At 66.2% G+C, this 912-nt stretch carries 1 protein-coding gene and 1 tRNA gene; one reads left to right on the top strand and one right to left on the bottom strand.

Annotated elements, in window-relative coordinates:
* Positions 1-104: 104 nt before the first annotated feature.
* On the bottom strand, positions 105-719 hold the full coding sequence (locus H0524_RS03450) for a dihydrofolate reductase family protein (RefSeq protein ID WP_180197347.1): 615 nt from the start codon (positions 717-719) through the stop codon (positions 105-107).
* 116 nt (positions 720-835) lie between these two features.
* Between H0524_RS03450 and H0524_RS03445 the strand changes: the two genes are divergently transcribed.
* Positions 836-909 (top strand) — tRNA-Met (locus H0524_RS03445).
* The last annotated feature ends 3 nt before the right edge of the window (positions 910-912 follow it).

Here is a 912-nt window from a genome sequence, read left to right as displayed (position 1 = left end):
GTTAGAAAGCCCCGGAGGAATCCTCCGGGGCTTTCGCGCATTGGTGGACCGGTCCGGCGGGACGTCCCGAGCCGACCACCACCGCCCGCATCCCCGCTGGGGTGTCAGGCGGGGTCGCCGGTTTGGCGGGTGTAGTGCGCAACGATCACACCACTGGCCAAGGTCCGCGTCGAGGTGAGCGCGAAGCGGTGCGGGTCGAAGCCCCGGTCAACCAGCGGGATACCGCTGCCGGCGACGACCGGGTTGAGTTTGAGCACCAGTTCGTCGAGTTCGTCGAGGAGCTGACCGGCGAGCTGTCCGCCACCGCAGAGCCAGATGTCCCGGCCGGGCCGTGCCTTGAGCTGGCGGACAAAGGAGCTCGGGTCGCCGGAGACGATCTCTACGTCCGGGTAGCTGGCCGGGGCCAGCGAACGGCTGAAGACGTACTGCTTCAGGTGGTCGTAGGGGCTGGTGTGTCCGAGCTTGAGGCCCAGCTCGTAGGTGACGCGGCCCATCAGCACGGCGTCGAAACGACCGGTGGCCGGGGATGCCACACCGAGTTGGGCGTGGGCGAAGGTGGGCAGCGTCTGGGGCCATTCGGCCACCAGGTAGGACGCTAGATCGGGCCCCAGGGGGAAGAAGTCGAACGATCCGTCGGGCGCGGCGATGAAGCCGTCGAGCGTGGCGGCGACGAAGTAGGCGAGCTTACGCAAAGCGACTCCGATGTTCGGGCGGTCCACAGAGGTGGTCGTGGATCGGCGCGAATCTACAACATGGATCGTGGATGTACTGGGTAAATACTGGGCGGGGGGGGCGGATCATGGTCGGATCTGATGGGGTAGACTAGTGAAGCCGACGCGGGGTGGAGCAGCTCGGTAGCTCGCTGGGCTCATAACCCAGAGGTCGCAGGTTCAAATCCTGTCCCCGCTACTT

Origin of the sequence: Salinispora sp. H7-4, from assembly GCF_013416675.1 — a bacterium.
GTDB lineage: Bacteria > Actinomycetota > Actinomycetes > Mycobacteriales > Micromonosporaceae > Micromonospora > Micromonospora vitiensis.
Note: the sequence above shows the minus strand (reverse complement) of the source record. Positions and strands in the feature narration are given on the sequence as shown.